Annotated in this window: 23 protein-coding genes, 2 pseudogenes and 1 riboswitch; of the genes and pseudogenes, 14 read left to right on the top strand and 11 right to left on the bottom strand. The window is 71.7% G+C overall.

The window, feature by feature from the left end; genetic code table 11:
• Positions 1 to 7: 7 nt before the first annotated feature.
• Positions 8 to 1,069: a P-loop NTPase family protein gene (locus tag QQK49_RS18050; RefSeq protein WP_284305184.1), complete on the bottom strand. Its 1,062-nt coding sequence runs from the start codon at positions 1,067 to 1,069 to the stop codon at positions 8 to 10.
• 60 nt (positions 1,070 to 1,129) lie between these two features.
• Positions 1,130 to 1,303: a hypothetical protein gene (locus QQK49_RS18045; RefSeq protein WP_284305183.1), complete on the bottom strand. Its 174-nt coding sequence runs from the start codon at positions 1,301 to 1,303 to the stop codon at positions 1,130 to 1,132.
• Positions 1,304 to 1,525: 222 nt separating this feature from the next.
• Here QQK49_RS18045 and arfA point away from each other — a divergent pair, with 222 nt between their 5' ends.
• From arfA to QQK49_RS18015, 6 genes are all read left to right on the top strand, one after another.
• Positions 1,526 to 2,527, top strand: a complete 1,002-nt coding sequence (arfA, locus tag QQK49_RS18040; RefSeq protein ID WP_284305182.1) for a channel-forming protein ArfA/OmpATb — start codon at positions 1,526 to 1,528, stop codon at positions 2,525 to 2,527.
• A gap of 14 nt (positions 2,528 to 2,541) precedes the next feature.
• A complete protein-coding gene (locus tag QQK49_RS18035) occupies positions 2,542 to 2,772 on the top strand; it encodes a hypothetical protein (protein WP_284305181.1) in 231 nt (76 codons plus the stop codon).
• On the top strand, positions 2,769 to 3,032 hold the full coding sequence (gene arfC, locus QQK49_RS18030) for a channel accessory protein ArfC (RefSeq protein ID WP_284305180.1): 264 nt from the start codon (positions 2,769 to 2,771) through the stop codon (positions 3,030 to 3,032). Before QQK49_RS18035 ends, arfC begins: the two co-directional genes overlap by 4 nt.
• A 125-nt stretch (positions 3,033 to 3,157) precedes the next feature.
• Positions 3,158 to 3,361 carry a heavy-metal-associated domain-containing protein gene (locus tag QQK49_RS18025; protein WP_284305179.1) on the top strand — a complete coding sequence of 68 codons (204 nt, stop codon included), beginning with the start codon at positions 3,158 to 3,160 and terminating at the stop codon, positions 3,359 to 3,361.
• 62 nt (positions 3,362 to 3,423) lie between these two features.
• Entirely contained in the window at positions 3,424 to 5,868 is a 2,445-nt protein-coding gene (locus QQK49_RS18020) for a heavy metal translocating P-type ATPase (protein ID WP_284305178.1), read from the top strand.
• 1 nt (position 5,869) lies between these two features.
• Entirely contained in the window at positions 5,870 to 6,151 is a 282-nt protein-coding gene (locus QQK49_RS18015) for a metal-sensitive transcriptional regulator (protein WP_284305177.1), read from the top strand.
• 64 nt (positions 6,152 to 6,215) lie between these two features.
• Here QQK49_RS18015 and QQK49_RS18010 read toward each other — a convergent pair whose 3' ends face one another.
• The gene (locus tag QQK49_RS18010) at positions 6,216 to 7,103 is read right to left on the bottom strand and encodes a LysR family transcriptional regulator (protein ID WP_284305176.1); all 888 of its coding nucleotides are present in this window, start codon (positions 7,101 to 7,103) and stop codon (positions 6,216 to 6,218) included.
• Positions 7,104 to 7,270: 167 nt separating this feature from the next.
• Between QQK49_RS18010 and QQK49_RS18005 the strand changes: the two genes are divergently transcribed.
• The gene (locus tag QQK49_RS18005) at positions 7,271 to 8,101 is read left to right on the top strand and encodes a DMT family transporter (protein ID WP_284305175.1); all 831 of its coding nucleotides are present in this window, start codon (positions 7,271 to 7,273) and stop codon (positions 8,099 to 8,101) included.
• A gap of 89 nt (positions 8,102 to 8,190) precedes the next feature.
• Here QQK49_RS18005 and thiE read toward each other — a convergent pair whose 3' ends face one another.
• From thiE to QQK49_RS17990, 3 genes are all read right to left on the bottom strand, one after another.
• Entirely contained in the window at positions 8,191 to 8,838 is a 648-nt protein-coding gene (gene thiE / locus QQK49_RS18000; RefSeq protein ID WP_284305174.1) for a thiamine phosphate synthase, read from the bottom strand.
• Positions 8,839 to 8,931: 93 nt separating this feature from the next.
• Positions 8,932 to 9,549: an L-lactate permease gene (locus QQK49_RS17995; protein ID WP_284305173.1), complete on the bottom strand. Its 618-nt coding sequence runs from the start codon at positions 9,547 to 9,549 to the stop codon at positions 8,932 to 8,934.
• A complete protein-coding gene (locus QQK49_RS17990; protein WP_284305172.1) occupies positions 9,501 to 10,337 on the bottom strand; it encodes an L-lactate permease in 837 nt (278 codons plus the stop codon). The genes QQK49_RS17995 and QQK49_RS17990 overlap by 49 nt, the downstream gene beginning before the upstream one ends.
• Before the next feature lie 376 nt (positions 10,338 to 10,713).
• Positions 10,714 to 10,825: riboswitch (TPP riboswitch) on the top strand.
• On the opposite strand from QQK49_RS17990, the gene thiO reads away from it, so the two are divergent.
• The 4 genes from thiO (at position 10,794) to moeB (ending at position 14,270) form a co-directional block, all read left to right on the top strand.
• Entirely contained in the window at positions 10,794 to 12,011 is a 1,218-nt protein-coding gene (thiO, locus tag QQK49_RS17985) for a glycine oxidase ThiO (RefSeq protein WP_284305171.1), read from the top strand. (Overlaps the previous riboswitch by 32 nt.)
• Positions 12,008 to 12,262 carry a sulfur carrier protein ThiS gene (gene thiS / locus QQK49_RS17980; RefSeq protein ID WP_284305170.1) on the top strand — a complete coding sequence of 85 codons (255 nt, stop codon included), beginning with the start codon at positions 12,008 to 12,010 and terminating at the stop codon, positions 12,260 to 12,262. Before thiO ends, thiS begins: the two co-directional genes overlap by 4 nt.
• Entirely contained in the window at positions 12,259 to 13,089 is an 831-nt protein-coding gene (locus tag QQK49_RS17975) for a thiazole synthase (protein WP_284305169.1), read from the top strand. The genes thiS and QQK49_RS17975 overlap by 4 nt, the downstream gene beginning before the upstream one ends.
• Positions 13,086 to 14,270 (top strand): molybdopterin-synthase adenylyltransferase MoeB, encoded by a 1,185-nt coding sequence (gene moeB / locus QQK49_RS17970; RefSeq protein ID WP_284305168.1) that lies wholly within the window; start codon positions 13,086 to 13,088, stop codon positions 14,268 to 14,270. The genes QQK49_RS17975 and moeB overlap by 4 nt, the downstream gene beginning before the upstream one ends.
• A 138-nt stretch (positions 14,271 to 14,408) precedes the next feature.
• Here the strand turns inward: moeB and QQK49_RS17965 are convergent, their stop codons facing one another.
• On the bottom strand, positions 14,409 to 15,605 hold the full coding sequence (locus tag QQK49_RS17965) for a UDP-N-acetylglucosamine pyrophosphorylase (protein WP_284305167.1): 1,197 nt from the start codon (positions 15,603 to 15,605) through the stop codon (positions 14,409 to 14,411).
• 176 nt (positions 15,606 to 15,781) lie between these two features.
• On the opposite strand from QQK49_RS17965, the gene QQK49_RS17960 reads away from it, so the two are divergent.
• From QQK49_RS17960 to QQK49_RS17950, 3 genes are read left to right on the top strand one after another with little or no spacing between them, the layout of a single operon-like run.
• Positions 15,782 to 16,348 carry an NYN domain-containing protein gene (locus tag QQK49_RS17960; protein ID WP_284305166.1) on the top strand — a complete coding sequence of 189 codons (567 nt, stop codon included), beginning with the start codon at positions 15,782 to 15,784 and terminating at the stop codon, positions 16,346 to 16,348.
• 3 nt (positions 16,349 to 16,351) lie between these two features.
• A complete protein-coding gene (gene zupT / locus QQK49_RS17955; protein ID WP_284305165.1) occupies positions 16,352 to 17,143 on the top strand; it encodes a zinc transporter ZupT in 792 nt (263 codons plus the stop codon).
• A gap of 35 nt (positions 17,144 to 17,178) precedes the next feature.
• Positions 17,179 to 19,278 carry an FAD-dependent oxidoreductase gene (locus QQK49_RS17950; protein WP_348536227.1) on the top strand — a complete coding sequence of 700 codons (2,100 nt, stop codon included), beginning with the start codon at positions 17,179 to 17,181 and terminating at the stop codon, positions 19,276 to 19,278.
• A gap of 38 nt (positions 19,279 to 19,316) precedes the next feature.
• Here QQK49_RS17950 and QQK49_RS17945 read toward each other — a convergent pair.
• From QQK49_RS17945 to QQK49_RS17930, 4 genes and pseudogenes are all read right to left on the bottom strand, one after another.
• Positions 19,317 to 21,817 (bottom strand): annotated as a pseudogene (locus QQK49_RS17945) (glycoside hydrolase family 65 protein).
• Positions 21,814 to 22,451 (bottom strand): annotated as a pseudogene (locus tag QQK49_RS17940) (HAD family hydrolase). Before QQK49_RS17940 ends, QQK49_RS17945 begins: the two co-directional pseudogenes overlap by 4 nt.
• Positions 22,452 to 22,596: 145 nt before the next feature.
• On the bottom strand, positions 22,597 to 23,334 hold the full coding sequence (locus tag QQK49_RS17935) for a hypothetical protein (RefSeq protein ID WP_284305164.1): 738 nt from the start codon (positions 23,332 to 23,334) through the stop codon (positions 22,597 to 22,599).
• Positions 23,307 to 23,603, bottom strand: coding sequence for a hypothetical protein (locus tag QQK49_RS17930; protein WP_284305163.1), 297 nt, complete (start codon positions 23,601 to 23,603; stop codon positions 23,307 to 23,309). The genes QQK49_RS17935 and QQK49_RS17930 overlap by 28 nt, the downstream gene beginning before the upstream one ends.
• Between the last annotated feature and the right edge of the window lie 80 nt (positions 23,604 to 23,683).

Genomic DNA, 23,683 nt, shown 5'->3' with positions numbered 1-23,683 from the left:
CCCCTCCTCACGATGTCCGATGCCTCACGGCGCTTCTCGACTCCCCGTGGGATCCCCGAGATCCCCCTCGGCGGGTCCCTGCGAGCTGCCTGCGATCCGAGTGTCGTCGAGACCACCGACAACCCATCGATATCGGCGCTTGGGTCGTCCCGGCCCCCGTCTCGGACGTCGTCGTAGGTGACCAGGCCATCATCGTACATCTGTACGAGTATTTGCGATACACGGGCGGCGGTGAGTCCCAGTCGATCTCGGACCTTGGCATCCGACGGGCTGACCGTGCCGAACTCCTCCAGGGCTTGCGCGACCCCGAGGGCGGGGGTGCCCAGACGGGCTGCGGCGTCGAGGCGCCGGCGGCGGGCGGAGGCGGCCGACGCCGGGTCGTCGGGGTCGGTGCGGGCCGCTTCCACCAGGGCGCGAGGTGTGGCCTCGACTCCCTCGAGATCCACGTCGCGGCCGAGGCGGCGCCGGAGGATCTCCTCGGACTCGGTGCGGGTCGGGCGCGGCAGGCCGATGCGCACCTCGAAGAAGGCGTCGGCGGGGGCGCGAGCACGATGGGCAGGTCGTCGTCGGCCACGGTGACGACGAACGAGGCGTCGAGCTCCCAGAGGTCGTCGCGCCCGGTGCCGAACAGGCGATGCGCGATGTGGGGGTCGAGGTTGTCCACCAGGAAGGTCGTGCGGCCGGAGGCGAGCAGGCCGGCGAGGAGCGCGAGTTCGTCGGCGACCCCCCGTGCGGTGGAGGGCTGGGTCTCGGTGGGCTCGTCGAGTGCGTCCTGTGTGTCGAGTGCGTCGAGGAGCGCGGCCCGGCAGGCGTGCAGCGCGTCGAGGGGGCCGGTGACCGCGGACGCCTGGACGTAGGCGGTGACGCCGCTCGCGTTCTGACGCCGGTGCCGCTGCAGCGCGCGCAGGAGGGTGGTGCGGCCGGATCCGCGAGGGCCGTGGATGAGCGTGGAATAGCCCCGGTCGCAGGCGGCGACGAGGTCGACGAGGGAGGAGCCGAGCGGCACGAACAGTGCGGCGTCGGCGTCGGTGTCGAGGAGGGGGCGGGCCGAGAGCAGAGGCCGGGACATGGTGCTTACGATACTTTTGAAAAGTTTCGTAAGCAATGGGTCGGGATCGGCCTCTCCGCCTCAGCGGACGATGAGGTAGTCGTACGGGTGCGCGATCGCGTCGGCGGCGGGGTCGGTCTCGCCGTCGCCGGGTACGTCGCCGTCGGGCTGGATGTCGTCCGGGAGGAACCTCGCGCCGTTCTGGCGGATGAACTCCAGGTCTTCGGCCATGTCGATGTCTTCGAGCGTGAACATCTTTCCATCGTGATCCAGGTCACGTCCGGAGGGAACCCTTACCTGGCGGTAGTCTTCGCTTCCCGGTCACTCGTGTGCTGACCTGCGAAGACGCGGACTCCGGCTCCCCGATCCGGTCACGTGACGAGACCGTGACGGACGTGCGGCCTCGCCATCCGAGGACTGTCGGTGCGAGCGCATAGGGTGATTTCACACGAGAGGCCACTGAGAGGAGCGCCCGAGGTGAAGCGGTTCGTCCCACGCCTGCCCCGCTCGCAGCGCCCGGTCTCCGAGCGTGCGAACCCCGACGGTCCGGTCACCGTGACCGGGCGCTACCGGCGTCGTCCGGGTGGGTGGCTCGTCCTCGCCGCGCTGTTCATCCCGCTGGTGCTCGCGCTCGCCGGGCTCTACTGGGGCGGCGGCACCCCCACGCGCGACCGCGCGGACGAGGCCGTCGCAGGTCAGGCCGCCTCGCCCTCCCCGCAGGCCGTGGTGGGAGATCCCATCCAGGTCGTCACGGCCGAGCAGCGCCGCACCGTCACCGCGCGGGTGCCCGACGAGGCCGGCAAGAAGGCGTTGCTCGACGGTGTGCGCGCCGCCTCCGGTGAGCTCCGGGTGGTCGACGAGGTCGAGGTGGTCTCGAGCGCCGACGCCCCGCCGGTCACCGGCATCGGCACGATCCTCGCGGCGGGTCGCGGCATCACCGACCTCGGCGTCGTGGTCGACCGCGCCACCGTGCGCCTCAGCGGTCAGGCCTCCGACCAGGCCGCCGGCACGAGCACGGTGTTCGCCGCCGGTCAGTCCTATCCGGGGATGCGCCTGATCGATCAGCTCCGGTTGCCCGGAGCCGCTGCCGCCCAGGCCGGACCGCTGAGCCCGGAGTGCGAGAAGGTGCGCACCGACGTGGCCACCGAACTCTCGTCGCGGCCGGTCCAGTTCGACGTCGGCGGATCCACGGTCAGCGATGCCTCGCGCCAGGTCCTGCTCGGCATCGGCGCCAAGCTGGCCGGATGCCCGTTCACGAAGATCGAGGTGGCCGGTCACACCGACGGCACCGGAGCGGCCGCGGCCAACACCGAGCTGTCCACCCGCCGGGCCCACGCCGTCCGCGACGTCCTTCTCGAGGCCGGCGTCCCCGATCGCCTCCTCACCGCCGAGGGGTACGGCTCGAGCCGCCCCGTCGCCGACGACTCCACCCCGCAGGGCCAGGCCGCCAACAGGCGCGTCGAGATCAACGCCTCCTGAGGACAAGGACCGACATGGACTTCATCGCGCTCGCGACGACCTGGTTCTGGTACGTCATGGCCTTCGCCGCCGGGATGCTCGTCGCCTGGCTGCTCGCCCGGCAGTTCGTGCCCGCGCAGCATCCGCGCGAGGCCATCGATCTCGCCGTGGCCGACCTGCGGCGCCGGCACGCCGAGCGCGACGACGAGGACGTCACGCAGGATCCCGCAGGTCCCGGGTCGACGGCAGCGGAGGTGCGGCGATGATCGGCTGGCTGCTCGTCCTGTCCTTCCTCCTGGGCTTCGCGCTCACCTGGCTCTACATGGTGCGCACCATCAGCCGCACGGTCGAGCCGGTGTCGGTGCGCAGCCGCCGCTACCCGGCGGAGGACGTCGGCGAGCCCTACGAGACCGACGCGCCCTCCGAGACGCAGCGGGTCGAGCAGCCCCGTGGTGATGGCCCCACGCGCGTCCCGTCGCGCCGCGTCGTCGAGTTCGAGGACGAGACAGACTCCTTCGGGCGCTGAGGCGCCCCCGGCGCGGGCCGGACAAGGCGGACCCCTCCTGCGAGAGGAATACCCTAGGGGGTACGGTGTTGTGAGAGGTGGGCGTGAGGCCCGCCCGATCCGCACCCGACACCCGAGGAGCCCTCATGAGCACCGCCAGCTACACCGTCTCCGGCATGACCTGCGGCCACTGCGTCGCCTCCGTCAAGGAGGAGGTCGGCGAGATCGCCGGCGTCACCGGTGTCGAGGTCGACCTGGAGTCCGGCCGCGTCGACGTCACCAGCGAGGGCGACGTGGATCGCTCCGCCGTCGAGGCCGCCGTCACCGAGGCCGGCTACCAGCTCGTCTGATCACCCCCCGGCCGGCGCCCGCGGGCGCCGGCCGACCCGCACCACAGCCGTGGAGGACCCGCATGACCACCGACACCAGCAGCGCCGTCGAGCCGCAGCAGCAGGACATCGAGCTCGCCGTCACCGGCATGACCTGTGCGTCCTGCGCCAATCGCATCCAGCGCAAGCTGAACAAGCTCGACGGGGTGTCGGCGAGCGTCAACTACGCCACCGAGAAGGCCAAGGTCAGCTATCCCGTCGGCGGTGACATCACCCCGCACCTGCTGGTCGAGACCGTCGAACAGGCCGGATACGGCGCCACACTGCCGACGCCGCCGGCCGAGACGGCGACCACCGACGGGCCGGGCCACCCCGGGCACGGCGACTCCGACACCGACACCGGGTCCCCCGAGGACGCCCACCTGGCGGCGATGCGGCAGCGCCTCATCATCTCCACCGTGCTGTCGGTTCCGGTCATCGTGCTGGCCATGGTCCCGCCGCTGCAGTTCACGTACTGGCAGTGGTTGTCGCTCACCCTGGCCGCGCCCGTGATCGTCTGGGGCGGTTGGCCGTTCCACCGCGCCGCATGGACCAACCTCAAGCACGGCGCCACCACGATGGACACCCTCATCTCCCTGGGCACGATCGCCGCGTTCGGGTGGTCGCTCTACGCCCTCTTCTTCGGCACCGCCGGGATGCCCGGGATGACCCACGAGTTCGAGTTCACGGCACGACCCGGCCACGGCGGCGAGGCGAACATCTACTTCGAGGCCGCCGTCGCCATCACCACCTTCCTGCTCGCCGGCCGCTACTTCGAGGCCAAGTCCCGCCGCACCGCCGGCGCCGCCCTGCGCGCGCTGTTCGAGATGGGGGCGAAGGACGTCGCGGTCCTGCGCGACGGGCGTGAGGAGCGCATTCCCGTCGGCTCACTCGCGGTCGACGACCGATTCGTCGTCCGCCCCGGCGAGACGATCGCCACCGACGGCGTCGTGGAATCCGGACGTTCGGCCGTGGACGCCTCGATGCTCACCGGTGAGTCGGTGCCGATCGATGTCGCCGAGGGCGACGGGGTCACCGGCGCGACCGTCAACGTCGGTGGTCGCCTCGTCGTACGCGCCACCCGCGTCGGCTCCGACACCCAACTCGCGCGCATGGCCAAGCTCGTCGAGGACGCGCAGTCCGGCAAGGCCGAGATCGCCCGGCTGGCCGACCGCATCTCGGGCATCTTCGTGCCGATCGTGCTGGTCATCGCCCTGCTCACGCTCATCGCCTGGCTCGTGCTCGGCGGCGGTGTCAACGGCGCGTTCACCGCGGCCGTGGCCGTGCTCATCATCGCCTGCCCCTGCGCCCTCGGTCTCGCGACCCCGATGGCGCTGCTCGTCGGCACCGGCCGCGGCGCGCAGCTCGGCATCCTCATCAAGGGGCCCGAGGTGCTCGAGTCCACCCGCCGCGTCGACACCGTCGTGCTCGACAAGACCGGCACCGTCACCACCGGCACGATGACGCTCGAGGACGTCGTGCCCGCAGACGGTGAGGACGCCGGGCGCGTCCTGCGCCTGGCCGGGTCGGTGGAGGACGCCTCCGAGCACCCCATCGCCCGCGCCATCACCTCCGCCGCCGCCGAGCAGGGACCGCTCGCCGAGGTCACCGACTTCGAGAACGTCCCCGGTCGGGGAGTCCGGGGTGTCGTGCGCGACGCCGACATCGGGGGCGAGGTCTTCGCGGGCCGCGCGAGCCTGCTCACCGAGAACGGTCTGCGCGTGGGTGACGACGTCATGGCCGTGATGACGCGGGCGCAGGAGCGCGGTGCCACGGCGATCGTCGTCGGCTGGGACGGCGCGGCACGCGGTGTGCTCGTCGTCGCCGACGCCGTCAAGCCGACGAGCGCCGAGGCGATCCGGCACCTGCGGGATCTCGGACTCCGCCCGGTGCTGCTCACCGGCGACCACGAGGTCGTCGCCCGCACGGTCGCCGACCAGGTCGGTATCGACGAGGTCATCGCCGGAGTGCTGCCCGAGGACAAGGTCGACGTCGTGCGCCGGCTGCAGGACGAGGGCCGCGTCGTCGCGATGGTCGGCGACGGTGTCAACGACGCCGCCGCGCTCGCGCAGGCCGACCTCGGGCTGGCGATGGGCACGGGCACCGACGCCGCCATCGAGGCCGCCGACCTCACCCTCGTGCGCGGTGACCTGCGGGTGACCGCCGACGCCATCCGGCTCTCGCGCCGCACGCTGGGCACCATCAAGACCAACCTGTTCTGGGCCTTCGCCTACAACGTGGCCGCGCTGCCGCTCGCGGCGATGGGCCTGCTCAACCCCATGATCGCCGGCGGTGCGATGGCGTTCTCCTCGGTGTTCGTCGTCGCCAACAGCCTGCGCCTGCGGCGGTTCGCGCCGATCACGCCCTCGGCTCCGGCCGGTGGCTCGACCGAGCACACCGACCACTCCCACCACTCCGGTCACCACCCCGGGCGGCCCGCCGCCACACCCACCAGGGAAGACGCCACACTCACCAAGGAAGGTGCCTGACATGCCCGGATACAGCGATTACAAGACCGCCCACCTCGCCCGCCTCAAGCGCATCGAGGGGCAGGTGCGCGGTATCGCCAAGATGGTCGAGGACGACCGCTACTGCATCGACGTCCTCACGCAGGTCTCGGCGGCCACCAGCGCGCTGCAATCCGTGGCCCTGGGACTCCTGGACGAGCACATGGCGCACTGCGTCGTCGAGGCTGCCCGCGAGGGTGGTCAGGAGCAGGAGATCAAGTTGCAGGAGGTCTCCGACGCCGTCGCCCGCCTGGTCCGTTCCTGACGGCACCTCTCGACACCGGCTCGAACCGTCTCCGGTCGGAGGCGGTGAGGACGCGGAGGCGGTGTCAGGTGGCGCCCGCCACGGCGTGCACCAGCTCCAGGGCTCGCCGCAGGATCGGGAGGTCGGTGGAGTCCCGCAGGACGAGTGCGTGGATCGAGCGCACCGGCGTCGGGTCGACGACAGGCCTGGTCACGACGCCCTCGGGCAGGTGTCGAGCGCCGAGGGCGGGCATGACCGAGATCCCCAGGCCCGTGGCCACGAGGCCCAGAGCGCTCGGGTAGTCGTGGGTCTGCACGCGGAAGCGTGGTTGGAATCCGGCCGCGGCGCAGGCCTCCAGGGTCACCTGCCGGCACGCGCCCTGGGCGAAGTCGTTGTCGATCCACGTCTGCCCGGCCAGCTCGGGGAGGGAGACCTCGTCGTGCCCGGCGAACGGATGGGTCTGCGGCAGCGCCACGACGTAGGTGTCCCTCGCGACGAGATGCCGCTCGTACCCGCCGGGGATCGGGGCGTCGTCGGGAAGGACGACGAGCTGGAGGTCGGGCCGGGGGCGCCGCCCGGGGTCGTGGACGTCGGTCATGTGGAGTTCGATGCGCGTGTCGCCGAACTCCTCGACCAGCGGCCCGACGATCCCCGGCAACCAGGTGGCCCCGAGCGAGGAGAAGTAGGCCAGCGTGAACGTCGTGGCCCTGCCGTCACGCAGCGCGCGGACGAAGTCGTCGAGGTCGCCGAGTTCGCCCAGCACCGCGTCGATCCGGGCGGCCATGGCACGGCCCGCGGCGGTGGGTTCGACCCCGCGCCCGACCCGGCCGAGCAGCGGCACCCCGGATTGCCTCTGCAGGGCCGTGACCTGCTGACTGATGGCCGAGGGCGAGTACCCGAGCACGTCGGCCGCGCCGCGCACCGAGCCCGTGGCCACGACCGACCGGAACGCCCGCAGGTGTTGGATGTCCATGGGGCGATGCTAGCCGCTGTTCACCGGAGCTGAACAGAGATGAACGATCGTGTGCTTGTGCTGGAGTGTCCAGGTGGTGAGGATGGTTCCATGAGCCTGCGCACCGACACCGCCGCCCCCTCGACCAGGCGAACGCGCCGCTGGTCCTGGGTGCCGCCGCGATCACCATGCTGTTGTGGGCCTCGGCCTTCGTCGTGATCCGCGGCGTCGGGCCGCACTACGACCCCGGCTCGCTAGCGCTGCTGCGCATGCTCGTCGGCAGCGTCGCGCTCGGGGTGATCGCCGCCGTGCGCGGCGTGCGGTGGCCGTCGCGACGATCCGTTCCGCTCGTCGTAGCCTGGGGCGTGGCGTGGTTCGCGCTCTACAACCTGGCGTTGAACACCGCGGAGACCCAGATCGACGCCGGCACCACGGCGATGCTCGTCAACCTCGCGCCGCTCATCGTCGTCATCCTCGGGGGTCTGCTGCTCGGTGAGGGATTCCCGCGGCGCCTCGTCGTGGGTGCGCCGCTCGCGTTCGTCGGGGTGGTGCTCATCGGCGCCGCGTCCTCGACGGGTCGCGCCGCCGCCGGGGGTGTCGTCCTCGCCATCGTCGCGGCGTTCCTCTACGGCGGGTCGGCCCTGCTGCAGAAGCACCTGCTCAAGGTCGTGGATCCGGTCACCCTGACATGGCTGGGCGCCACCTCCGGCACGGTCGCGCTGCTGCCCTGGGCGCCGCGGTTGATGGGCGACCTGGCCACTGCGCCGCTGCCCGCGACCCTGGCCGTGGTCTACCTCGGCGTCTTTCCGACGGCCATCGCCTTCACCACCTGGGCGTATGTGCTGAGTCGCAGTACCGCCGGGCGCACCGCCGCGACGAGCTACCTCGTCCCGGCCATCGCCATCGTGCTGTCGTGGATGTTCCTGGGCGAGGCCCCGACCGCGGTGATGCTGCTCGGCGGCGCGCTCTGCCTCCTGGGCGTGTTCGTCACCCGCCTCCCCGACCGCACTCGCGCCTGAAGCGGGCGGACAGCCAACCGGACAGCGGCGGTGTCGTCATGACGACACCGCCGCTGTCCTTCTGGTTGTCCGCTCGTGGTGGTGCGGCCTCAGGGGAGGACGGCCCGGAGGCGGCGGGCGGCGGCCTGCGGGTCGTCGGACTCGGTGATGTCGCGGACGACGACCACGCGGGTGGCGCCGGCGGCGACGACCTCCTCGATCGTCGTGTGGTCGATGCCGCCGATGGCGAACCAGGGCTTGTCGGTCCCGGCCTGCGCGGCGGTCTCGATGAGTTCGAGCCCGACGCCGGGGCGACCGGGTTTGGTCGGCGTCGGCCACACCGGCCCGACGCAGAAGTAGTCGACCTCGGGGTGGAGGATCGCCCGGTCGAGCTGGTCGGGGTCGTGGGTGGAGAGCCCGACGGCGACCTTGGGGGCGAGGCGGCGCACCTGCTCGGGGCGTAGATCGTCCTGGCCGACGTGCAGGACGTCGACTCCGGCCAGCGTCGCGACGTCGGCGCGGTCGTTCGCCGAGACCAGCGCCCCCGCCCGTTCGGCCTCCTCGGTCACGACGGCGAGCGCCGCGAGTTCCTGGGCCGCCTCGATGCCCTTCTCGCGGATCTGGATGATGTCGACCCCACCGGCGAACGCGGCGCGGACGAACTCACGCAGGTCCCCACGCTCGGCGCGTGTGTCGGTGCACAGGTAGAGGCGTGCGTCGGTCAGGCGGTCGCGGACGGCCTGTGGAATGGTCGACATGTGTCCTTCCTATCGCAGCCGGCCTGTCGCAGCCGGGAACGCACCGACAGGTCGGCGTCGCCGCCGTCGCCGTGACCGGCGTGCACCCGGGTGTCACAACGTCACGAGTGCCAGCACCGAGAACGAGGCGAGCATGACGGCGTTGGCGGTGAGGACGACGAGCATCACCTGACGCCGGTCGGGGCGCGCATCGGCCGGGCACAGGGCGAGGGCCATCAGCACCCGGGAGGGTGCCGCCATCGTGAGCGCGGCCGCGGCGGTGTTCTGCATGGCGACCAGGTGCAGCACGGAGACGCCCAGTGCCCGGGCCGTCTCGCCTTGCGCGGTGGCGAACATCGAGTTCGCGCCTGTGTTGGAGCCGGTGACGAACCCGCCGAGCCCACCGATCCAGGGTGAGAGCGCGACGTAGCCGTGCCCGAGGGCGCTCGCGGCCTGCGCGAGAGCGGTGCTCATGCCGGTCGCCGCCATGAGGACGCCGAGGAGGAGGAACCCTGCGGTCGGTACGGCGACCACCGGCCAGGTGCCGAGCGCGTCACGGATCGTCGCTTCGCGTCGGCCGGCGTCGAACCGGAGAACGACTGCCGCCACGACGCAGGTGATCGGCAGCCACAGGGCCGGAGAATCGAGCAGTCCGGAGAGGCCGGCGAACGGGTGCAGCCGGGTCAGTCCGGTCGCCAGGAGGAGCCCGGTGACGAGCACGGTGTACGGCACCAGGGCCCGGACGAGCCCCGCCGGCTCGACGACCCGGCGTCCGCGCAGCCGTCCTGCCAGGAGATGGGCGCCGATGATCGTGAGTGATCCGAGGACCCCGGCCAGGGGTGTGCCCACGAGCACGTTGGCGGCCCACACCGCAGCCCAGAGCGCCGCTCCCGAGGCGAGCCCGGCAGCGAGCCGGCGAGGGTGGCGCCGCCGTCGACGATGACCACCGCGACGCCCGAGACGAGGAAGACGACTCCGTTGACGACGGCACAGACGATGCCGAACTCCGTGAGGTCGAGGCCGTTCATGCGGGCGGCGATGAGCGTGCCGGGGCCGAGTGAACCCCAGGGCACGGTGACGAGCCCGAGCATCGAGAGCACTGCGGCACGCATCGGTGTCCGCCCCAGGTGCAGGAGGAGGGGGACTCCAACCATGACGCCGATGCCGAATCCCGTCACCGACTCGGCGAACGGCACGGCGCCGTGGACGACGAGCAGCAGCGCTGCGGTCGGCGACGCCACCATCGAACTGAGCGCCGACGCGAGTCGCTGCTGTGCACCAGAGCCGTCGAGGAGGCGGGAGAGCAGGACGCCACCACCAAGGATGAGGACTACGGCGAGCAGCGTCGGCATCCAGCCGAGCAGCGAGTGGCCGAGCGCGGGGACCGGCGTGGGAAAGGCCAGGGGGATCAGGGCGAGGCACACGACGAGGCCGAGCGCGGCCGACCTCCATGCGGTGACCCGCAGTGCCAGCGCGACGCAGGACGCCGCGAGTGGCAGTGTCGCGATCAACGCGGCCATCGTTCCTCCCGCATGTGCATCAGAGTCGCAGATCCCCTCGCCGAGCTGCTCGAGACGCCCACCTCCGCCGTCGCGTGCGCGGGCACGCGAGAGGCCTTCTCCGTGATGTCGGGCGAGGTCACCGTCGTCACCGTCGTCACCGACGAGGGAACCGTCGACCTCGACCTCGACGGCGACGGGGTCATTGCTCCCGGTGACGTCCTCTCATCGCATCGTCGACCGCGGTGCCGATCCGGCGGTGCTGCTGATGCTCATCGCCGCCCCCTCGCCCTGACGCACACCCTCGAGCGCGACTCGGACACCCTCCCGGGCCGGCCGGCGCCGGTGGGCGTCCGAGGTGGAGCGGTGAGCGGAATGTCGGTGGCGCTCGATACGCTGGTGTCTCCGCGGGAGCCCGAAGGGCTGAGAGGGCGAGGGGACATCTCCGACGCCGACCGCTCGAACCTGATGCGGGTGATGCCGACGAAGGGAGGACGCGTGCACGTCATCGTCATCGGCGCGGGGATCATCGGCCTGGCCGTCGGCCGCAGACTCCTGCGCGAGGGCCACGCCGTGACGATCCTCGACCCCGCGCCGGCCTCCGGCGCCACCCACGCCGCGGGCGGGATGCTCACGCCCGTCGGAGAGGCCTACCACGGGGAGAACGACCTCACCGCGCTGCTCCTGGCCTCCGCGCAGCGCTACCCGGCGTTCATCGACGACCTCGCCGCCGACCTCCCCGCGGGGACGCCCACCGGTTTCGTCACCTCCGGCACGATCATCTGCGGTGTCGATGCCGCCGACCGCGGGCACCTGAGCGATCTGCACGCCCTGTGGGAGCGGCTCGGGCTGAGGAGCGACCAGCTCACCACGCGGCAGGCGCGCGCTCTCGAACCCCTGCTCGGACCACGGTTGACCTGCGCGTTCCACGCCCCCGACGACCATCAGGTCGATCCCCGCCTCCTCGCCGCCGCGCTGATGACCGCGCTCGAGGCCCGCGGGGTCCAGATCCCGTCGGAGGTCGCCACCGCGGTGCATCCCGGTGAGCGGCCCTCCGTCGACCTCGCCTCGGGTGACCGGCTCGAGGCGGACGCCGTCGTCGTCGCCAACGGCCTCGGAGCCGCGCACCTCGGGGGCGACGTCGGTGTCGACCTCTCCGCGGTCCTTCGGCCGGTGCACGGCGAGGTCGTGCGCATGACCGCGCCGCCGCATCTCGCCCCTCTGTTCACGCACACCGTCCGTGGACTCGTCGAGGGTCGCCCGGTCTACCTCATCCCGCGCGGCGACGGCCGGGTCCTGCTCGGCGCCTCCAGCCGGGAGGACGGCGCCGAGCACGTCAGCGCCGGTGGCGTCCACGATCTGCTCACCGACGCCATCCGGCTCATGCCCGCCGTGCAGGAGTTCGGCATCGACGAGGTCCTCTCTCGGGCACGCCCGGGCACCCCTGACAACGCACCGCTCATCGGCCGGACCGCACCCGGAATCGTCCTGGCCACCGGCCTCTTCCGCCACGGCATCCTGCTGGCGCCGGTGACGGCCGACATCGTCGCGGCCCTGCTGCGCCGCGGCACGGGCGACCTGGGCCCCGAGGCGCACAGCCCCGACGACCCACTTCTCACCCTCGCCCGATGTGCGGATCCGGACCGGTTCGCCGCTGGCCCGCTCGCCCGCACCCTGTGGAAGGACACGCCATGATCGAACCCTCCGACGTCGAGGTCGTCGTCAACGACGTCCCGCGCACCCTCCCCGTGGGGGCCACCTGCCGTGACCTGGTGTCGATGGAGACCGGCCGCGTCATCGGCAACGACGGGCGCCTCGAGACCGGCGAGGGTCTGGGCGTCGCGCTCGCCCGCAACGGCGAGGTCGTGCCCCGCGGCGCCTGGGCCTACAGCGAGATCGCCGACGGCGACCGCTTCGAGCTGGTGACGGCGGTGCAGGGCGGATGAGCGACTCCCCGACCCTGTCCCACGCCGCGCCGGGCACCGAGGCGCAGCTCGGTCCGCGGATCGACCCGCTCGTCATCGACGACGTCGAGCTGACCTCCCGGCTCATCATGGGCACCGGCGGACTCAGCAGCCTCGATCGGCTCGGTGAGGCGCTCGTGGCGTCCGGGACCGCGCTGACGACCGTGGCGTTGCGCCGCTACAACCCCTCGACGGTCGGGTCCCTCTTCGAGCTGCTGCGGCGCCTCGACATCGCGGTCCTGCCCAACACCGCGGGCTGCTACACCGCCCGGGAGGCCGTGCTCACCGCCGAACTCGGCCGTGAGGCCCTGGAGACGAACTGGGTCAAGCTCGAGGTCATCGCCGACGACCGCACCCTGCTGCCCGACCCGATCGAACTCGTGGAGGCCACCGAGCAACTGGTGGCCACGGGGTTCACGGTCTTCGCCTACACCAACGACGACCCCGTGCTGGCCTTGAAGCTGGAGGAGCTCGGTGCCACCGCCGTCATGCCGCTGGGCGCGCCGATCGGCACGGGCCTCGGCATCCTCAACCCGCACAACATCGAGCTCATCGTGTCGCGGGCGGGCGTCCCGGTCGTGCTCGACGCCGGCATCGGCACCGCCTCGGAGGCGGCCCTGGCGATGGAACTCGGTTGCGATGCGGTGCTGCTCGCCTCGGCGGTCACCCGTGCGCACGACCCCGTGATGATGGCGGCCGCCTTCGCCCGCGCGGTCGAGTCGGGCTACCTCGCGCGGCGGGCCGGCCGCATCCCGCGCCGCGAACACGCGCTCGCCTCCTCCCCGATGACCGATCGGGCCGACCTGTGAGCGCCCTCCCGCCCCTGGTCGACCCGGCGCCCGAACTCACCCTCGCCGAGAGGCGCCGCTACGCCCGGCATCTGCTGCTCGCCGACATCGGCGACGAAGGACAACGCCGGCTCAAGAACGCCCGGGTGCTCGTCATCGGTGCCGGCGGGCTGGGGTCACCGACGCTGCTCTACCTCGCCGCGGCCGGGGTGGGCACGATCGGTGTCGTCGACGACGACGTCGTCGACGAGTCCAACCTTCAGCGTCAGGTCATCCACGGCACCGAGGACCTCGGGCGCTTCAAGGTCGAGTCCGCCGCCGACGCCGTCACGCGCGTCAACCCCCTGGTCACGGTGGTCGCGCACCGCACGCGGATCTCCCCGGAGAACGCACTCGAGCTCGTCGGGCAGTACGACCTCGTCCTCGACGGCGCCGACAACTTCGCCACCCGCTACCTCGTGGGCGACGCCTGCGAGATCGCCGGCACGCCGTGCGTGTGGGGCTCGATCCTGCGCTTCGACGGGCAGGTGTCGGTGTTCTGGACGGGCCGCGGGCCGGTCTACCGCGACATCTTTCCCGAGCCGCCCGACCCCCGTCTCGTGCCGTCGTGTGCCGAGGCCGGCGTCATGGGCGTGCTCTGCGCCTCGATCGGCGCGGCGATGGGTGCCGAGGCGATCAAGCTCATCACCGGCCGCGGACGAACCCTCGTGGGACGGCTCCTCATCCACGACTCCCTCGCGGCCACCTGGCGCGAGATCGCCATCCGCCCCGACCCCTCACGCACGAGGGTCACCGACCTGCACGCCCGCGCCCGCGACTACAGCGCCCTGTGCGGACTGCCCGACACGAAGGAGAACGCCATGCCCCCGATCACCGAGGTTCCCCCGCGCGAGCTCGCCGACCGCCTCTCCGCCCGCGAGTCCGGCGGCGAGCCGGACCTGCTCGTCGTCGACGTGCGCGAGAAGGCCGAGCACGACATCGTCGCGATCGACGGCGCCGAGCTCGTGCCGCTGGGCGACCTCCTCGGTGGGGTCACCCACCTGCCCCGCGAGAAGGACATCGTGCTGTTCTGCAAGGGCGGCGTCCGTTCCGAGCAGGCCGCCCACGCCCTGCTGGACGCCGGCTACGAGCGGGTCTCCCACGTGCCCGGAGGCATCATGGCGTGGGTGCGCGACGTCGACCCGCAGGCGCCGACGTACTGACGGCGCGGGGCTCGTGCACGTTGGAGCCGACGACACGCCCACCGCCACCGGCGGCATCGCGCATCTGCGTGATTCAGGCCGCCGTGCGCGGGCGGGTCGGCGGCTGTCGTGCGCACATCGGCCCCGCCCCCGCTCGGCTCAGGCGCGTGCCAGGTCGGGCAGGAGGGTGTGGGCGCGGGACGTGGTCTCCGCCACGACTCCGGACAACCACGCCTGCAGACCGAGGGCCGCGTCGTCCTCCAGCGCGTGCACGGCCTCCAGGTAGGAGCTGCCCGCCGACGCCGCCGACGTGAGAGGTCCGAGGACCTCGGCCGGCGGCTGCCCGGCCTGTTGACCGAAGACCTCGATCAGCTCACCCATCGCGGCGCTGACCCGCGTCTGGCTCTCGTCGCCCCCGGGAAGCTTGGCCGCGAGCTTGGCCAGGCGTGAGCAGCGTTCCTTGCGCGCGGAGGCGAGCATGGCCCGAGCGCCCTCGGCGACCAGCGGCCCGAACTCCTGACCTGCGAAGAAGGGCGCGCGGGCGTGGACGTACCAGGCCTCCAGCGCGTCGAGTTGGGCCAGGTAGGTGACGTTCTTGCGGACCATCGGCACCAGCGAGCGGTAGGTCGGCCGGTAGGGGCGGCGGATGGCCCGGCTCGAGCCCTCGATGACGAGGTGGCTCTCCTCGAGGACGTCGCCCCGTAGCACCGACCCCGCACCGACGACCGCGCCGAAGTTGGTCTGCACCGGCCCGACGGCACCGCCCTGGCCGCCGAGGAAGATCGGCTTCTCCCGCAACGTCACTCCGCGCGGCACGTCGCCGAAGAGCGACGGGGTAGTCTTGTCGCCGGTGGGCGTGAAGTTGAAGTGGATGTAGGACGAGCCCACCTCGCTGTGGTCGGCGCGGCTCGTGCCCCCCGCCATGAACGCGTCGCAGAAGTTGATGAGGCTGCCGAGGGTCACGTAGGGGAAGAGGATCGTCTGCTTGAGCCCCACCGTGTGTGCGCCGCCGGACTGCTCCTCGAGCAGGCACCCCTCACGCACGTGGTGCCCCAGCCCGAGGTTGGCGCCCTCGAGGAACACGGCGCGACTCGCGAACCCGCCCTTGAGCTGCACCTTCGGGCCCAGCCGGCAGTCCTCGATCGTCACCGGCCCCTCACGCCCCAGCTCGACCCCCGCGGAGATGACCGTCTGTCCGCCGCGGATGCGCGTTCCCGGGTGGATGGTCACGCCGTCGCCGCTGATGCGGTCGACGTCCACGTCGTCGTCGATGTCGATGGTCCAGGGGTTGGGGATGTGGACCCCCTTGTCGACGAGCGCCTCGACCTTGTCGAGCCCGCGAGGTGTCAGAGTCATGTCGTCCCTTCCGTCACTCCTGCCATGCTGCCTTACCGGCCCGAGGCTCGGAGACGGGAACCGAGGACGCCACCCCGGCGGTGCCCTGTGCGCGACCCCCGCTGGGGATCGGTGGCGCGCTCGCCTAGTCTGCTGTGCATCCGTGGGCGCTCACGGCGTGAGAGAGGGGTCGACACGTGACCGAACAGGCCGAGGAACGCCGCACGTACCTGCTCATCGACGGGGAGAACCTCGACGCCACGCTCGGGGTGGGCATCCTCGAACGCCGCCCACGCCCGGAGGAACGTCCGCGCTGGGAGCGCGTGCTGCAGTTCGCCCGCGCGCAGTGGGACCAACCCGTGCAGGGCCTGTTCTTCCTCGCCGCCCGTCACGAGCTGCCGATGGCGTTCGTGCAGGCCCTCATCAGCATCGGGTTCCGGCCGATCCCGCTGACCGGCCGCCCCGACGAGAAGGTCGTCGACATCGCGATCTCCCGCACGCTGCGGGCGCTCGCCGACCGGCCGGCCGACATCATGCTGGCCAGCCACGACGGCGACTTCCTCGAGGACCTCGCCTCCGTCACCGACGGACGTCGCACCGGGGTCATCGCCTTCCAGGAGTTCCGCAGCCAGGGCTACCGCGAGCTCGTCGAGCGGGGTCTGGAGTTCTTCGACCTCGAATACGACGTGCAGGCGTTCGACACCCGCCTGCCACGCGTCCGCATCATCCCCATCGAGGAGTTCGACCCGCTGGAGTTCATCTGAGCCATGGGGTCCGAGATCGTCATCGCCTTCACGCTGGTACTCCTCGCGGGACTGGCCACCGCCGTCGGTGGTGCGATCGCGGTGTCGCGAGCGACGATCTCGCCGGTGTTCCTCTCGACGTCGCTGGGGCTGTCGGCCGGCGTCATGCTCTACGTCTCGTTCGTCGAGCTGCTGGGTGAGGCCGAGAACACCCTCACCGAGGCGTTCGGATCCAGCGGCCCCTGGTGGACGATGGCCGGGTTCTTCGGCGGGATCGTCCTCATCGGCGTCATCGACCGGCTCGTGCCGGCCGTCATCAACCCGCACGAGATGAGCGGTGCCGACGAGGCGTCCGACGTGCGCCGCGGGCAGTTGATGCGCACGGGGGTGTTCACGGCGGGAGCCCTGGCCCTGCACAACTTCCCCGAGGGGTTCGCGGTGTTCCTCGCCGCCCTGCAGGACCCGACGATCGCCGTTCCCGTGGTGGTGGCCATCGCCATCCACAACATCCCCGAGGGCATCGCGGTCGCCGTGCCGGTGGCCTACGCGACGGGCTCCCGGCTCACGGGCTTCTTCTACTCCCTGCTCGCCGGGCTGGCCGAGCCGGTCGGCGCGCTCGTCGGGTTCGTCGTGCTGCAGGCGTTCGTCGGGCCCGTCGCCATGGCGATCGCGTTCGCCGTGGTGGCGGGCATCATGGTCTTCGTCTCGCTGGACGAGTTGCTGCCGGCGGCCCGCGGATTCGGCCACCACCACGCGACGATCTACGGCCTGGTCGCCGGCATGGGGATCATGGCGGCCGGCCTCGCCGCGCTGTGAGCATGCATCCGGGACTGGTTACCGGGCGGTAACCGATGTTACGGTCGCCGAACAGGAGTGACCGCGACGAGAGGAGCGCCCGTGAGCGCCGGGTACCCCCACCTGTTGTCCCCCTCGACCTCGGGCACACGACGCTGCGCAACCGCGTCGTCATGGGGTCGATGCACACCGGGATGGAGGACTCCACCAAGGAGTTCGAGGACCTCGCGGAGTTCTACGCCGAACGCGCGCGGGGCGGGGTGGGCCTCATCGTCACCGGCGGGTTCTCCCCGACGTGGGCCGGGTCGCTGTACCCGGGCGCCGGTGTCGTCGCCACGCGGTGGCAGACCCGCAGGCACCGCGGGATCACCGAGGCCGTGCACCGCGACGGCGCCGCGATCCTGTTGCAGTTGCTGCATGCCGGGCGGTACGCCTACCACCCGCTGCAGGTGTCGGCGTCGCGGGTCAAGGCGCCGATCAACCCCTTCAAACCCTGGTCGCTGCCGGACCGGTCGATCCGCCACACGATCGACGCGTTCGCGCGCTCGGCCGGATTCGCCGCCGAGGCCGGGTACGACGGCGTCGAGATCATGGGCTCGGAGGGGTACTTCATCAACCAGTTCCTCGCCCGTCGCACCAACCGCCGCACCGACTCCTGGGGCGGCTCGGCGGCGGGCCGACGTCGGCTCGCGGTCGAGATCGTCCGCCGCACACGGGAGGTCGTCGGTGACGACTTCATCATCCAGTACCGCATGTCGCTGCTCGACCTCGTGCCGGACGGGCAGGAGTGGTCGGAGGTGCTCGATCTCGCCACCGCCGTGCAGGACGCGGGCGCCACGATCATCAACACCGGCATCGGGTGGCACGAGGCGCGCGTGCCGACCATCGTCACCTCCGTGCCTCGCGGGGCGTTCGTCGACGTGACGGCCGCGCTCAAGGAGCACGTCGAGATCCCGGTCGCGGCCAGCAACCGCATCAACATGCCCGCGCTCGCCGAGGAGATCGTCGCCGAGGGCAAGGCCGACCTCGTCTCGATGGCGCGTCCGTTGCTCGCCGACCCGGCGTGGGTCGACAAGGCTGCGCGGGGGCGCGCGGACGACATCAACACGTGCATCGCCTGCAACCAGGCGTGCCTGGACAACACGTTCTCGCGCCAGCGGGTGACGTGCCTGGTCAACCCCCGCGCCGGTCACGAGCGGGACCTCGTCGTCGCCCCGGCGGTGCGGGTCAGGCGGATCGTGGTCGTCGGGGCCGGGCCCGCGGGTCTGGCCACGGCCACCACGCTGGCCGAACGCGGCCACGAGGTCGACCTCTTCGAGGCGAATCCGCACATCGGTGGGCAGTTCGCGCTGGCCAAGGAGATCCCCGGCAAGGAGGAGTTCGCCGAGACGATCCGCTACTTCACCCGCCGGATCGAGGAGACCGGTGTCCGCCTGCACACCTCGACGCGCGTCGACGCGGACCGTCTCTCCGGATTCGACGAGGTCGTCCTCGCCACGGGTGTCTCGCCGCGTGTGCCGCAGATCCCGGGAGTCGACCACGTCGGTGACTCCGTGCAGGTCATCACGTATGCGCAACTGCTGAGTGGGGAGAAGCGCGCCGGCGAGCGCGTCGCCGTGCTCGGGGCCGGAGGGATCGGTGTGGACGTGTCGGAGTACCTCACCCACACCCGCCTCGGCCGGCGTCCGGAGGAGGTCGACCTCGCGCACTGGATGAAGGAGTGGGGCGTGACGGACCCACGGGAGGCGCCCGGTGGTCTCGGCCGACCTGACCCCGAACCCAGCCCGCGCACGGTGCACCTGCTGCAGCGCAAGCCCACCGCCGTCGGTCGGGGACTGGCCAAGACCACCGGGTGGGTGCACCGGGCGTCGTTGTCCGCCAAGGGTGTCGACAAGATCGCCGGCGTCACCTACGAACGCATCGACGAGGACGGCGTGCACATCACCGTGCCGGGTGAGGACGGCGCCCGCGTGCCCCGCACCCTGTCGGTCGACACGGTCGTGCTGTGCACCGGCCAGGAGTCCCAGCGCGAACTCGTCGAGGAGCTCGCCACCCGAGGCATCACCACGCACGTCGTCGGCGGCGCGGACGTCGCCGCCGAACTCGACGCCAAGCGCGCCATCGACCAGGCCACCCGCCTCGCCGCCCGCCTCTGAGCCGCCCCGCGCGGGGGTGGCACGCGACGAGGCGCGGGCTACTTGTGGTGCAGTTTGCGGTGCTCGTCCAGGAGGTCGGGGTCCGACGGCGTCGGGATGGTGGCCTCGGCCGATCTGAACCTCGACGGGCGGGCCGCGAGGGAGTAGGTGAGGCGGGGTCCCTGACCGTCGAGGGGCACCGTCACGGGTTCGTCCTCGGTGACGGTGTACTCCACGCCGCGGACACTGAGCGTCCTCGGCGGGCCCGTCTCGACCGTGAAGGTGATCGACTCCTGCTGGACCTCGACGACCAGGTGCGAACCGCGGACGGTCAGCCGGAACCGCAGGCCGGGCCAGGACTCGGGCAGGCGCGGGTCGAACGACAACTCGCCGTGGTGGTCGCGCATCCCCCCGAACCCGTACACCAGGGAGTTCCACACCCCGCCGGCCGACGCGATGTGGATCCCGTCGGTGGTGTTGCCGTGCAGGTCGGCGAGGTCGACGTACAGCCCCTCGCGGAAGTACTGCAGCGCCACCGCGTGGTGTCCGACCTCGGCGGCGATGATCGACTGCACGACGGCCGACAGCGAGGAGTCGCCCGTGGTGATGGGGTCGTAGTACTCGAAGTCGGCCAGCTTCTCCTCGGCGGTGAACCGGTCGCCCTGGAGGAAGAGCGCGAGCACGACGTCGGCCTGCTTGAGCACCTGGAACCGGTAGATGGCCAGCGGGTGGTAGTGCAGCAGCAGGGGGAAGTGGCTGGCCGGGGTGTTGGGCAGGTCCCACAGCTCGCGTTCGAAGAAGTGCTCGTCCTGAGGGTGGATGCCGAGCTCGATGTCGAACGGGATGGCCATGGCCTGGGCGCACCGCTCCCACTCGTCGATCTCGGCCGGGTCGAGCCGGAGTCGGGCGCAGATCCGGTCGTACGTCGCCGCGTCGTGCTCGGCGAAGTGCCGCATCGTGATCGCGGCCCGTTCGAGGTTGAAACGGGCCATGACGTTGGTGAAGAGGTTGTTGTTGACGACGGTGGTGTACTCGTCGGGCCCGGTGACGCCGTGGATGTTGAACACCTCGCGGCTGTTGTCGTGCCAGAACCCGAGGTCGGCCCACAGGCGCGCGGTCTCCACGAGGATCTCCGCGCCGTCCCGCCCGAGGAAGGCCTCGTCGCCCGAGGCGTCGACGTACTTGCTCACGGCGAACGCGATGTCGGCGTCGATGTGGTACTGCGCGGTGCCCGCGGCGTAGTAGGCGGAGGCCTCCTCACCGTTGATCGTGCGCCACGGGAAGAGCGCGCCCTTCTGCGCCAGCACGCGGGCACGTTGTCGGGCGGCCTCCAGCAGGTTGACCCGGAACCGCAGCACGTTGCGCGCCGTCGTCGATGAGGTGTAGGCGAGGAACGGGACGACGTAGATCTCGGAGTCCCAGAAGTAGTGGCCCTCGTACCCCGAGCCCGTGACGCCCTTGGCCGGGACGCCTTGTTGGTCGGTGCGGGCCGTGGCCTGCGCGAGCTGGAACAGGTTCCACCGGACGGCCTGCTGGACCTCCGGCTGACCCGTGATCTCGACGTCGCACTGCCGCCAGTACCGGTCGAGCCAGCGGGCCTGCTCCTCGTGGTACCACTGCACCCCGTCGGAGCGGACCCGGTCGAGCGTGCGGCGGCACCGGTCGAACAGCTCACGCACCGGCACCCCGCGGGAGGTGTGGTAGGCCACGGCCTTGGTGACGAAGATCGGCCGGCCCTGCTTGGCGTCGACGCGGAACACCTTCTTGCCCAGGTCGGGCTGGGTGTCGATGAGGGTCTCGTAGTCGTTCTCGGTGAGGATCTCGTGGTCGGCGCCGACGGCGAGGGTCATCCGCGAGGAGGCGCACCGGTACCCGAGGATCATGCGGCGCTGGGAGTGCCAGTGTCCCTGGGGTTCGAGCACGCGCTCCTGGAACGTCGTGCTCCGGCGCGGATCGAATCCGGCGCCCATCGCGTCGGCGCGCACGTGGTACTCGTCGAAGCCGTCCTGACGGTTGAGGATCTGGCTGGAGATGATGACCGGCGCGTCGCCGTCGAGCAGCGTGACGTTGATGGTGAACAGCGCCAGGTGGCGCTGGGTGAAGGAGACCATCCGGCTGGTCTGCACCCGGACCCGTTTGCCGGCCGGGGTGCGCCACACGATGTCGCGGCGCAGCACGCCCTCGCGGAAGTCGATGCTGCGTTCGTACTCCTCGAGGTCGTCGACGGCGAGCAGCAGCGGCTCGTCGTCCACGTACAGCTTCATCACCTTGCTGTCGGGCGCGTTGACCATGGTCTGCCCGGTGGTGGCGAAGCCGTAGGCCTGCTCGGCGTGGTGGATCGGCCACGTCTCGTGGAACCCGTTGATGAAGGTGCCGTGCGTGTGCGCCTCGCGGCCCTCCGGGGGTTGGCGCGCATGCCGAGGTAGCCGTTGCCGACGGCGAAGAGGGTCTCGGTGGTGCCGAGGTCCTTGCTGCCCTGGAAGCGTTCGACCAGGCGCCACGGATCGGCGGGGAACCGGCTCCGGTCGAGGGGATCGGTGCCGGTGAAGGTGGCCTTCACGGGAGGATCTCGTCCAGGTCGGAGACGACGAGGTCGGCGCCGGCGGCACGGAGGGCCTCGGCCCCCGCGCCCCGGTCGACACCCACGACCAGGCCGAACCCGCCGGCGCGACCGGCGGCCACGCCGGAGACGGCGTCCTCGAGCACGACGGCGCGACCGATCTCGACCCCGACCCGCTCGGCGGCGGCGACGAAGGTGTCGGGGGCCGGCTTGCCCGGGAGTCCGTCGGCGGCCGCGACCGCACCGTCGACGACGACCGGGAAGTGGTCGGCGATGCCGGCGGCGGCGAGCACGGCCGGCGCGTTTTTGGAGGAGGACACCACGGCCATCTTGACCCCGCGCCGATCGAGCGCCTCGACCAGGGCGACCGAGCCCGGGTAGGGGGTGACCCCGTCACGCTTCAGGACGGCGTTGACGACGTCGTTCTTGCGGTTGCCGAGGCCGCAGACCGTCTCGGCCTCGCCCGGATCGGACGGGTCGCCCTCGGGCAGGACGATGTCGCGGGAGGCGAGCATGTCGCGGACCCCGTCGTAGCGGGGCTTGCCGTCGACGTGGTCGAAGTAGTCCTGCTCTGTGTAGGGAGCCTCCCCCGCGCGGTGAGGAAGGCGTTGAACATCTCGTCCCAGGCGGCCATGTGCACCACGGCCGTCGGGGTGAGAACACCGTCGAGGTCGAACAGGGCTGCGTCGAAGTCGTTCCAGTCCACGTCATCGATGCTAAGGCGTGAGGGGGTCTTCTCCCGCCGGGCGAACGAGGAGACTGTCCCGGTTGTCGGCTTCTCAGGAGTGAGCGTGCTTGGCGCGCAGCCCCGTCCGCACGACACCGGCGACGCGCGCCGGGGCACTCCGCAGCGTGGCGAGTTCGCGGCGGGTGCGCACGAGGGCGGCGGCGCCGCACAGGCCGGTGACGCTGCCGAGGACGGCGGCGAGCACCAGCAGCACCGACAGGCCGACGATCGTCGCGACCGTCGACGGCGGGGTGAGCATCGTGCCCGCCAGCACCGAGGCCACCGAGATCACCGCCATCGCGCCGCCGACGCGGGAGACCTCACCCGTGCGGGCCAGACCCGTGAGCCCGCGCCGCAACGCGACCGCGGCGCCGATGGCGAGCACCACGCCGAGCGCGCCGATCCGCGAGGCGGTACCCGAGAGGGTGCCGGCGGCGACCGCACCGGCCGCGGCCACGAGAACCAGGGTGAGACCCCCGACGACGAACGCGATCGAACGGACCGCCTCGGCCGAGACGACCGTGCGCAGGCGCGACGCCAGGTCGAGCACGGTGCCCGCGAGCATGGCCGCGCCACCGAGCAGGAGCGTGGGGCCGGCACCGGCGGCGAGCGCCGCGACACCGGCCGCCGGGTCGGTGGCACCGAGGCCGAGTTGGGTGCCGAGGGCCGCGGGCAGGGCGGCCGCGGTGAGGACGAGGGGCAGCACGAAGAGCACGACACCGACGGCGCGACGCCCGTGCAGCCGCGGGACGAGCAGCATCGTCAGCGCGATCCACAGCGGGACCGCCACGAGCGCGACCAGAGCGAAGGAGTCGCCGGCGGCGCGGCCCCCACGAGAAGCAGGGCCGAGGCCAGCAGGGCCGCGGCGGCCACCAGCCGGCTCCGGGCGCTGCGGGCCGACCACGAGCCTCGCGGGACGGTCGTGGCGAGCACGAACACCAACGCCCACCACGGGGTGGAGGCGAGGAGCCCGCCGGTGGTCGCAGCGGCGGCGAAGAGGACTCCGAGAGTGAGGACGAGGAGGGCGATCAACGTGGCGCGGTGGGACGAGTCGTACACAAAGGTGATCCTTCACCATTAATGCCACGCGGACGTGACGACACGGTCACGAACGGGACTCGGTATGCGAATCACCGCAC

The sequence above is a fragment of the Mobilicoccus caccae genome (assembly GCF_030161635.1).
GTDB classification, from domain to species: domain Bacteria; phylum Actinomycetota; class Actinomycetes; order Actinomycetales; family Dermatophilaceae; genus Mobilicoccus; species Mobilicoccus caccae.
Note: the sequence above shows the minus strand (reverse complement) of the source record. Positions and strands in the feature narration are given on the sequence as shown.

Coding starts and splice junctions, on each gene's coding strand:
- arfC (WP_284305180.1), top strand. CDS start 2,769: ATGATCGGCTGGCTGCTCGTCCTGTCCTTCCTCCTGGGCTTCGCGCTC.
- QQK49_RS18005 (WP_284305175.1), top strand. CDS start 7,271: ATGCTGTTGTGGGCCTCGGCCTTCGTCGTGATCCGCGGCGTCGGGCCG.
- QQK49_RS18050 (WP_284305184.1), bottom strand. CDS start 1,069: ATGTCCCGGCCTCTGCTCTCGGCCCGCCCCCTCCTCGACACCGACGCC.
- QQK49_RS18020 (WP_284305178.1), top strand. CDS start 3,424: ATGACCACCGACACCAGCAGCGCCGTCGAGCCGCAGCAGCAGGACATC.
- QQK49_RS18035 (WP_284305181.1), top strand. CDS start 2,542: ATGGACTTCATCGCGCTCGCGACGACCTGGTTCTGGTACGTCATGGCC.
- QQK49_RS18025 (WP_284305179.1), top strand. CDS start 3,158: ATGAGCACCGCCAGCTACACCGTCTCCGGCATGACCTGCGGCCACTGC.
- QQK49_RS17950 (WP_348536227.1), top strand. CDS start 17,179: ATGTTACGGTCGCCGAACAGGAGTGACCGCGACGAGAGGAGCGCCCGT.
- zupT (WP_284305165.1), top strand. CDS start 16,352: ATGGGGTCCGAGATCGTCATCGCCTTCACGCTGGTACTCCTCGCGGGA.
- QQK49_RS17965 (WP_284305167.1), bottom strand. CDS start 15,605: ATGACTCTGACACCTCGCGGGCTCGACAAGGTCGAGGCGCTCGTCGAC.
- thiO (WP_284305171.1), top strand. CDS start 10,794: ATGCCGACGAAGGGAGGACGCGTGCACGTCATCGTCATCGGCGCGGGG.
- QQK49_RS18045 (WP_284305183.1), bottom strand. CDS start 1,303: ATGTTCACGCTCGAAGACATCGACATGGCCGAAGACCTGGAGTTCATC.
- thiS (WP_284305170.1), top strand. CDS start 12,008: ATGATCGAACCCTCCGACGTCGAGGTCGTCGTCAACGACGTCCCGCGC.
- QQK49_RS18010 (WP_284305176.1), bottom strand. CDS start 7,103: ATGGACATCCAACACCTGCGGGCGTTCCGGTCGGTCGTGGCCACGGGC.
- QQK49_RS18015 (WP_284305177.1), top strand. CDS start 5,870: ATGCCCGGATACAGCGATTACAAGACCGCCCACCTCGCCCGCCTCAAG.
- QQK49_RS17990 (WP_284305172.1), bottom strand. CDS start 10,337: ATGGCCGCGTTGATCGCGACACTGCCACTCGCGGCGTCCTGCGTCGCG.
- QQK49_RS17975 (WP_284305169.1), top strand. CDS start 12,259: ATGAGCGACTCCCCGACCCTGTCCCACGCCGCGCCGGGCACCGAGGCG.
- thiE (WP_284305174.1), bottom strand. CDS start 8,838: ATGTCGACCATTCCACAGGCCGTCCGCGACCGCCTGACCGACGCACGC.